This window comes from Acinetobacter sp. GN11, assembly GCF_054823985.1.
Map to the genome: position 1 here is coordinate 1 of NZ_JRVL01000357.1, position 582 is coordinate 582.

At 38.0% G+C, this 582-nt stretch carries 1 protein-coding gene and 1 pseudogene; one reads left to right on the forward strand and one right to left on the reverse strand.

Going from position 1 to position 582, the window contains the following annotated elements:
• A partial coding sequence (locus tag NL42_RS19365) for a hypothetical protein (protein ID WP_461313985.1) occupies positions 1 to 186 on the forward strand: 186 nt, incomplete at its 5' end.
• Between the two features lie 19 nt (positions 187 to 205).
• On the opposite strand, the pseudogene NL42_RS19370 reads toward NL42_RS19365, so the two are convergent.
• Positions 206 to 433 (reverse strand): annotated as a pseudogene (locus tag NL42_RS19370) (DNA adenine methylase); the annotation flags it as partial.
• Positions 434 to 582 lie beyond the last annotated feature (149 nt).

Genomic DNA, 582 nt, shown 5'->3' on the forward strand with positions numbered 1-582 from the left:
ATAAGAAGAATATTGATAGCTATAGATGAGTACACTCACCTAATGAACCTTACACATAGCATGTACATTGGAGTATTGAGACTAACTGAAAGCAATGTTATCGCTGAGCAGTTTGTAGTTGTATGGCTAGGTATATCTGTTAGTGCTAATCGTATTTTTTTAGCCACTCAAACATTTGTCGACTAACAAGCGCCCATTTAAATTACCGAATAAATTCTTCTAAATGATTTTGAACAACACGATATAAATTGACGAGATCACCATTAATATCATTGATCACCTCAACTCTTGAACCTTCTTCACGCATAAAGAATAGGGCAGCACCGCCTGCGAAAAGTTCAACATAACATTGATGTTCTGGTAGTTTTTTAATAAGTTGCGACACAAGTCGACGTTTGCCGCCAAGCCACGGAACAATCGGGCTGGTTTTTATACAATCACCTAATTCAAAGCGTTAGAAATTTTGATAACCTAACGTTGCTATGTACATGGCAACGGGGCTTTGCTTTTGACAGGTTAATTGTCGAGAGGGGCTATTCATGTTCCAGCAAGTCTAGTCACCCCGTGTTTTTATTATTAAAG